The sequence below is a fragment of the Actinomyces sp. genome, assembly GCF_030530635.1.
In the GTDB taxonomy this organism is placed as follows: domain Bacteria; phylum Actinomycetota; class Actinomycetes; order Actinomycetales; family Actinomycetaceae; genus Actinomyces.
In genome coordinates this window covers 1-7,892 of the sequence record NZ_JAUMUL010000093.1, presented here as the reverse complement: position 1 = coordinate 7,892, position 7,892 = coordinate 1, and the positions used below count along the sequence as shown (strand labels likewise).

The 7,892-nt window shown below is 66.9% G+C and carries 6 protein-coding genes; 5 read left to right on the top strand and 1 reads right to left on the bottom strand.

All coding sequences use genetic code 11. From position 1 onward, the window contains the following. Positions 1 to 1,965: ATP-dependent Clp protease ATP-binding subunit (locus tag Q4A20_RS14260; RefSeq protein WP_303123983.1), on the bottom strand; the 1,965-nt coding region annotated here is incomplete at its 3' end. Positions 1,966 to 2,607: 642 nt separating this feature from the next. Here Q4A20_RS14260 and Q4A20_RS14255 point away from each other — a divergent pair. The 5 genes from Q4A20_RS14255 (at position 2,608) to Q4A20_RS14235 (ending at position 7,541) form a co-directional block, all read left to right on the top strand. Then, positions 2,608 to 3,351, top strand: a complete 744-nt coding sequence (locus Q4A20_RS14255; RefSeq protein ID WP_303123981.1) for a hypothetical protein — start codon at positions 2,608 to 2,610, stop codon at positions 3,349 to 3,351. A gap of 123 nt (positions 3,352 to 3,474) precedes the next feature. Next, positions 3,475 to 4,143: a hypothetical protein gene (locus Q4A20_RS14250; RefSeq protein WP_303123980.1), complete on the top strand. Its 669-nt coding sequence runs from the start codon at positions 3,475 to 3,477 to the stop codon at positions 4,141 to 4,143. 55 nt (positions 4,144 to 4,198) lie between these two features. Continuing rightward, positions 4,199 to 4,894, top strand: coding sequence for a hypothetical protein (locus Q4A20_RS14245; protein ID WP_303123978.1), 696 nt, complete (start codon positions 4,199 to 4,201; stop codon positions 4,892 to 4,894). A 79-nt stretch (positions 4,895 to 4,973) separates the two neighbouring features. Continuing rightward, positions 4,974 to 5,156, top strand: a complete 183-nt coding sequence (locus Q4A20_RS14240) for an antitoxin (RefSeq protein WP_303123976.1) — start codon at positions 4,974 to 4,976, stop codon at positions 5,154 to 5,156. Between the two features lie 48 nt (positions 5,157 to 5,204). After that, the gene (locus Q4A20_RS14235; protein WP_303123974.1) at positions 5,205 to 7,541 is read left to right on the top strand and encodes a prolyl oligopeptidase family protein; all 2,337 of its coding nucleotides are present in this window, start codon (positions 5,205 to 5,207) and stop codon (positions 7,539 to 7,541) included. Positions 7,542 to 7,892 lie beyond the last annotated feature (351 nt).

Sequence of the window (7,892 nt, the reverse complement as noted above, 5' to 3'; positions counted from 1 at the left end):
GGCGCGCTCGTCGTCGAACAGGAAGTCCGCCAGGGCCTTGGCCAGCTCGGTCTTGCCCACACCCGTGGGACCTAGGAACAGGAAGGAGCCGGTGGGCCGGTCGGGGTCGGACACGCCCGCGCGGGAGCGGCGTACGGCATCGGCGACGGCGGTCACGGCGGCCTTCTGGCCGATCAGACGCTCACTGATGACCTCCTCCATGTGCAGCAGTTTGGCCTGCTCACCCTGCATGAGCTTGCCGACCGGGATGCCGGTCCAGGAGGAGATCACCTCGGCGATCTCGGTGGGGCCGACCTTCTCCGCGATCATCGGCTCCGGAGCGCCCTCGCGCTCAACCCCGTCCGGGCCGACGACGGTGGTGTCGGCGGCCTCGGCGTCGCGGATCTGCTTCTCCAGAGCGGGCATCTCCCCGTAGCGCAGGCGGCCGGCCTCCTCGAAGCGGCCCTCGCGTTCGGCCAGGTCCGCCTTGGTGCGCAGTTCGTCCAGCTGGGCCCGCAGCTCGCCGACCCTGTTGTGCCCGGCCTTCTCCGCCTCCCAGCGGGCATTGAGGGAGGCCAGGCGCTCGGAGGCATCGGCCAGTTCGGCGCGCAGGCGCTCCAGCCGGTCCGCTGCGGCGGGATCCGACTCGCCTCCGCGCTCGGCGGACAGTGAGTCGGCCAGGTAGGACTCCTCCATGCGCATACGGTCCACGCGGCGACGCAGCTCATCGATCTCCACCGGGCTTGAGTCCAGCTCCATGCGCAGGCGGGAGGCGGCCTCATCGATCAGATCGATGGCCTTGTCCGGCAGCTGCCGGCCGGAGATGTAGCGGTCGGACAGGGTGGCGGCGGCCACGAGCGCGCCGTCGGAGATGGTGACCTGGTGGTGCGCCTCGTACTTGGGGGCGACGCCACGCAGGATCGCGACCGTGTCCTCAACCGAGGGCTCACCCACATACACCTGCTGGAAGCGGCGCTCCAGGGCGGGATCCTTCTCCACGTGTTCGCGGTACTCGTCCAGGGTGGTGGCTCCCACCAGGCGCAGCTCGCCGCGGGCCAGCATGGGCTTGAGCATGTTGCCTGCGTCCATGGCCCCCTCGGAGCCGCCACCCGCGCCGACGACGGTGTGCAGCTCGTCGATGAAGGTGACGATCTCGCCGTCGGAGTCCTTGATCTCCTTGAGCACCGCCTTCAGCCGCTCCTCGAACTCGCCGCGGTACTTCGCGCCCGCGACCATCCCGGCCAGGTCCAGGGCCACGAGGCGCTTGCCGCGCAGGGAGTCGGGGACGTCGCCGGCGACGATGCGTTGGGCCAGTCCCTCTACGACGGCGGTCTTGCCGACGCCGGGCTCGCCGATCAGGACGGGGTTGTTCTTCGTGCGGCGGGAGAGCACCTGCACCACCCGGCGAATCTCGGCGTCGCGGCCGATCACCGGATCCAGCTTGCCCTCGCGGGCGGCCTCCGTGAGGTCCGTGCCGTACTTCTCCAGGGACTTGTATGTGCCCTCCGGGTTGGGGGAGGTGACGCGGGCGCTTCCGCGCACCTGCGGGAGGGCCTCGCGCAGCTTCGGGGCGGTGGCGCCGGCGTCGCTCAGCAGCTTGGCGACGGGGTCGGCGGACGGATTGCCGGCGGCCAGGCCGATGAGCAGATGCTCGGTGGACACGTACTCGTCGTCGAGGCTCTTGGCCTCCTTGCCGGCGGCCTCAAGGGCGGCCAGGAAGGCGCGCGAGGGCTGCGGCTGGGCGACGGAGGAGCCGGAGCCCGCCGGCAGTGAGGCCAGGACTCGGCGCGCCGCCGCGCCGACGGTCTGGCGCGCGGCCGGGTCGGTGACGGCGGCGGCGAGCAGTCCGGCCGCGACGCCATCGGTCTGGGCCAACAGTTCGGCCAGCAGATGTGCGGTGTCTACCTGCGGGTTGCCGGCGGCGGCGGCCGCCTGCATGGCCCCGGAGATCGCCTCCTGCGAGCGGGTGGTGAAGTTGGTGTCCATACGGGACCTCCTTGACGTGGGCGCCCAGACTCGTGCGGTCCGGAGTTCTGCACGCCTCAACCGATGCAGTCTTGAGTCTATTCCACTCAACTTTGGTGGCTCTTCGTGTTTGAGGGTGTGGTGGGGTTTGGATCTGTATTGCATCCAAACTGAACTGGAACCGGCATAGGGGGTCGCTGCCGGGGGCGGGGGTTCCGGGAGGGTGCGGGGCCGCGATGTAGTGGTCATGATCGGGCGTGGCAGGCCCGGTTCGGGCCGGTGAGGCCGTTGTCAGTGGGTGCCGGTTTGCCGAAGACGACCTTTCCAGCCCCAAACACGAAGAGTCACTTTGGGGAGCACACTCCCGAGGGCTCACGGCTGCGACTCGTAGCGCGTGCGGGCGAGCATCCGATCACCCCGAAGCGGCGCACAGAGACGAAGTCAGTTTTGGAAGATGGTACATCCCAGCCGGGCGCCGACAGCCGATCATCCACCCGCCGCGCCACCGACAGTGGCACGCACCACCACTGCCAAACCTGAGGTGTCAGATTTCCCAGTGAATTCAGGCAGAGCATGGGTAGCCCTACCCATTTTGTTATCGATGCGCACTCCGTTAGCCTGCTGCAGCACACATACCCGCCTACTCTGAGACTTGGAGAACACATGAAGCGCCTACCCCGCGTAGCAACAACCCTCACCACCACTCTGGCCGCCGTCGCCCTGACCGCGTCTTTGGCCGCCTGTCAGTCCAACAACTCCACCGATGCCGAGGAGCGGAACTCCGACCAGCAGGTCACCGCCGAAGCCAGCACCGGCACGGATTCCGGCAGCAGCAAGACGGGCGCAGACGCGACGAGTTCGACGCCTACTGTTCCAGACGGCTACACCCTCACCGAGGTCCCCAATGCCGACTTGTCCTTCGCCGTTCCCTCCGGGTGGACCACACTCACCGGCGCCGAGGCCTCCTCACAGACCGAGCTGGTAGACGCCGTCGCCACAGCCACCGAGCGGACTCCTGCGGAAGTACTCGCCGCAATGGAGTCGCTGGCCCTGTGGAGCATAGACACAAGCGCAACCGAGAACTTCGTCGAGAACCTCAACGTCGAGCTACTGGATAGTGCGTATGCGGCCCCCTCCAAGGACGAGGTGGCGCAGTTCCTGGCCAACCAGACTGCAAACAACCCGAACGCGAACATCACGCCCGACACCTACACCAAGACCACAACCGCCAGCGGCGACGACGCAGTGGTGCAGAGCTACACCCTCACCCTCGGAGAGACGAGCAACAAGGGAGCGTATGTGATCGTGCCGGCGAAGGGCGGCAAGGGATTCGCCCTGATCGCTATCAGCGCGGCCTCCACCGAGCGGGTGCAGGAACTGGCCGACGTGATCCTCGGCTCGATCTGAGTCAAGACATATCGATACCCGTATCGTTACCGTCGGGGCGGGGCTGCACCGCGCCCCGCCCCGACGGCTCCCCGCCGAAGGCCCATCGGCCACGATAACTATGACTCATTGAGAAGGACCCCCATGGCTCACCTGGCTCGCAGAACCGCCCTGACCACCGCATTCGCCGTCGCTCTGGCAGTCCCCTTGGCGGCCTGCTCCACCTCGAACGACGCCACCGGCACCAGCACGGCAGCCGCCAAGGGCGACGAGGGCGCGGATGCGAAGACCACCGTCCCCGACGGCTACACGACCGCACAGATCCCTAACAGCTCCGTCACTTTCGCGGTCCCCTCCGACTGGACCACCCTCACCAGCGATGACGCGGACGCTGACGACCGCATCGACGCCTTTGCCCAGGCGACGGGCGCGGACGCGGACTCCGTGAAGCTGAAGCTGACGGCGTACGGGGTGATCTCTGCGGGCCGTGGGGGCTCCGGCAAGGCGGACGAGATCAACGCCCAGGTCAACAAGGACCAGAACGAGCTGCGCACCAAGGAGGAGATCACCGCCGGGATGGAGGAGTTCGGCATTGGCCAGGACGACGTCGAGGTGGCCTCCACCACCACGGGCAGTGGCGCCGAGGCCAGGACCGTGAGCTATTCCCTAAGCTTCGGTGGGCAGACGCAGTACGGCGCCATCATCAACGCGCTTGTCCCGAAGGACGGTGGCACGCTCGTGGTCACGGTCACCAGTTACGAGTCCGCGCAGCGGGCGCAGGAACTACTCGACGCGGTCGCGGGCTCGATCTGATCCACGGGCCCAACCACCTTCAACCACCCCACACCCAGATTTCGCAAGGATTCTCATGACACGTCCATCCCGCAGGAATGTCCTCGGCTACGGCCTGATCCTGGCCACGGCCGTGTCGATGTCCGTGTCGATGACGGCCTGCTCCGCGGACGCCGACTCCTCCACCGGCCCCACCACACCCCACGGCTACACCCTCACCGAGGTGCCGGGCTTTGGAATCTCCCTGGCGGTACCGTCCGACTGGACCACCCTGACCCACGACGACTTGGACGACGAACTCGTGCAGGCGGTGGCGGACGCTCTCGACCAGGAGCCTGACTCGGTGCGGGAGAATGCCCAGACCTTCCATCTGATCAGCGTGGACGCGGACGCCACCGATTTCACGGAGAATCTGGTGGTCTCCCAGTACCAACTCGAGGATGGATTGCCACCCGAGGAGGAGTTCGCCGAGGTCACCGCGGACGACCAGGTCGACTCCAGTGACTTCGTGCAACGCACCACCGGCTCCGGAGCCGAAGCGGCCCTCTACACGGCCTCCGGCAAGCTCGCCGGCTCCGGAAGGGCATTCAGTATCGCCTTCATGGCCATCATGACGGGCGGCGCCACAGGCACCCCTGACACCGCCGGCTCCACTGAAGACGGCACTGCCGCCTCAACAGACCCCGGCGGGACGGTCACCTTCGTAATGATTGATGCGGCCTCCGCCGAGCGCGCCCGTGAGATCGCCGATGCCGTGCTCGCCTCGCTGTGAGTTCGCATCATTGCACCCGTGTCATACTGCGCACATGGGAAGCCGGCCGGCATCCCCGTGGTAGACGAAAGGAAGCGCTATGGGACTCGATGACCTGAAGAAGAAGGCCGAGGGCGTCGTCAGCTCCGACAAGGTCGAGGAGGTCTCCGACAAGGTCCTGGACAAGGCCGCCGAGGCCGCCAAGAAGGTCACCGGAGGCAAATTCGACTCCCAGGTCGACTCCGCCCGCGACGCCGCCGATAAGACCATTGGCAAGGAGTGACGGCGGGTCAACAGCACCGCCACGCCGGCAGGCCGTAGAGTCTGCCCGGTGAATACAACGCCCGCAGCCTCCTCATCGAGTCTTCAGCCCGTCCCCGATTGGCTTGACGAGATCGAGGGGGTGCGGGCGCTGTCATGGGTGGCCAGGCGCAACGCCGCCACCCGCGCCGCCTACGACGACTCCCCCGAGTTCACCCAGCTGCGCACCACTATCGAGGCGATCCTGGACTCCCCCGACCGCATTCCCGAGGTAAGTGAAGCCGCCGGCGCCCTGTACAACTTCTGGACCGACGCCGCCCATCCGCGCGGGCTGTGGCGGCGCACCACCTGGGAGGCCTACCGAGCCGGCTCCTCGACATCCCAGGCCCGCACGGCTGCGCCGTCCCGCGCCGCCCCCGCCGCGGACTCCATGGTCACCGACCCCACCGACTGGGAGGTTCTGCTCGATCTCGATGCGCTTTGCGAGGAGGAGGGCGTCAACTGGGTCTGGTCGGATGCCTCCATGCCGCTGCGCGGTCCCCTGACCGGTCGACGGGCCTTGATAAACCTGTCCGACGGCGGCTCCGACACCGACATCACTCGCGAATTCGACCTGGACGAGCGCCGTTTCCTACCGGGTCCGGATCAGGGCGGCACCGGCTTCGTGCGCGAGCCTTCCAAGGGATTCCTGGATTGGGGCGATGACGAGGGCAACACCGTGTTGCTGGCCACCGACTTCGGGGAGGGCTCGCTCACCCCTTCCGGGTACCCCCGGCAGGTGCGTCGTCTGCGCCGCGGCCAGAGTCCACAGGCGGGCGAGGTGCTGCTCACCGCGCCCGCCGACGCGGAGGGGGCTTGGGGCTTCCACGACCCGAAGAACCGGGTCTGGCTGCTGATTCACCCGGACTTCTACAGCTCCGAATTATGGTTGCTTCCTGAGGGCGCCGAAGTCTTCACCGCTGCTTCCGGCGCTGACCACCTGACACAGACGCAGGCCACGATTGCGCCTGGTGCACTGCGTGTGGATGTGCCCGCCTCGGCAACAGTGACCCCGGTCTGGGACCTGCTGCTGATCGAACTACGTGAGGACTGGCAGACCGATGCCCACACGACTTACCCGGCAGGCTCCCTACTGGCTGCACCGATTGAGGCATTCCTGGGTGGATCGCGAGACCTGACAGTGCTGTTCACGCCGACACCTACCACATCGTTGAGCGGATTCACCATGACCGCCCATCACCTATTGCTGTCTATTCTTGATGACTGCGTCACTTCCGTCGAAGTGCTAACGCCCACCGCCACCGACGGTTCCGGCCCCTGGTCACGTCGCCCGCTTCGGTTGCCCGGGACCGACGATGGCGCAGCCTGCACCGGCAGTGACAGTCCGCAGACTCAGGCCACGCAGGACCAAACCCTGCTACGTCCCGGACGTCCCCTGATCGAATTCGCTGCCGACGGCATCGATCCGCTCCACGATGACAGGGTCTGGTTGACGCGCACCTCCTTCACCAGCCCCTCGGCACTCATGCTCGGCGAGCTCAATGCCGACGGCAGACTGGCCGACATCGAGGTGCTGCGTGAGGCGCCCTGGCGCTTCGATGCGAGCGGCGTCGCCGTCACCCAGCATGTGGCCGTCTCGGATGACGGTACCCGGGTGCCCTACTTCCAGATCGGTCGGCCCCGGCTCGACAACGCCGGCAATCCCATTCCGTCCCCGACACTGCTCTACGGCTACGGCGGCTTCGAGATCCCTCTGGGAATCGGATACCTGTCGGTGATCGGTAAGGCCTGGCTGGAGCGGGGCGGCACCTACGTGGTGGCGAATATTCGCGGTGGCGGTGAGTACGGGCCCGCATGGCATCAAGCCGCCGCCAAGGAGCATCGGCATCGGACGTATGAGGACTTCGCGTCCGTGGCACGCGCACTGGCCGAGCGGGGCGTCACTTCCCCGGAGCGGTTGGCGGTGCACGGCGGCTCCAATGGCGGGCTGTTGGCCGGCGTCATGCTTACCCGGTATCCGGATCTGGTGGGGGCGGTGGTGTGCGAGGTGCCGCTGCTGGATATGCGGCGCTACATCCATCTTCTGGCCGGCCCCTCCTGGGAACCAGAGTACGGAGACCCGGATGACCCGGCACAGTGGGAGTTCATCCGCGGCTTCTCCCCCTTCCACCTCCTGGAGCCGGGGCGGACCTACCCGCCGGTGCTGCTGTTGACCTCCACCCGAGACGATCGCGTGCATCCGGCTCATGCCCGCACCATGGCCTACCGCATGCTGGAACTCGGGCAGGACGTGACCTATTTCGAGAACAACGAGGGCGGGCACGGCGGCGCAGCCACTAACAAGCAGCAGGCCTACATGAATGCACTGACGTACGAGTTCGCCTGGCGGACGCTCACACGTGAGTGACTAATCGCTGACCAGCGAGGCGTTTGACATATCGCGGGATGCTCTCAAGGTTGCCGGACTCACGGATAATTTCGGCGAGTTCATGGTGTTCGAGAGCAACCTCCCCGCCGAGTCCGCATCAACTTACTCCGCATAACCGGCTCTCCCGGCTTGAGAGCTCGGTGGTCGAGGTGGGCCTACGCGCCGAACGGCTGCCGGAGTAGGCGGTGCGGCGCCCACAGCCGGGGCGCTGGGCTGCCATTCCTGCATGCACGAGGCCAGTTAACCTTCTGCTGTATACCGGTTCTTCCGGTTTTGGGGTGTGGTGTGGGTGTTTGGTGTTGTGGTGTGGGTTCCTGTGGTGGGTTTGCA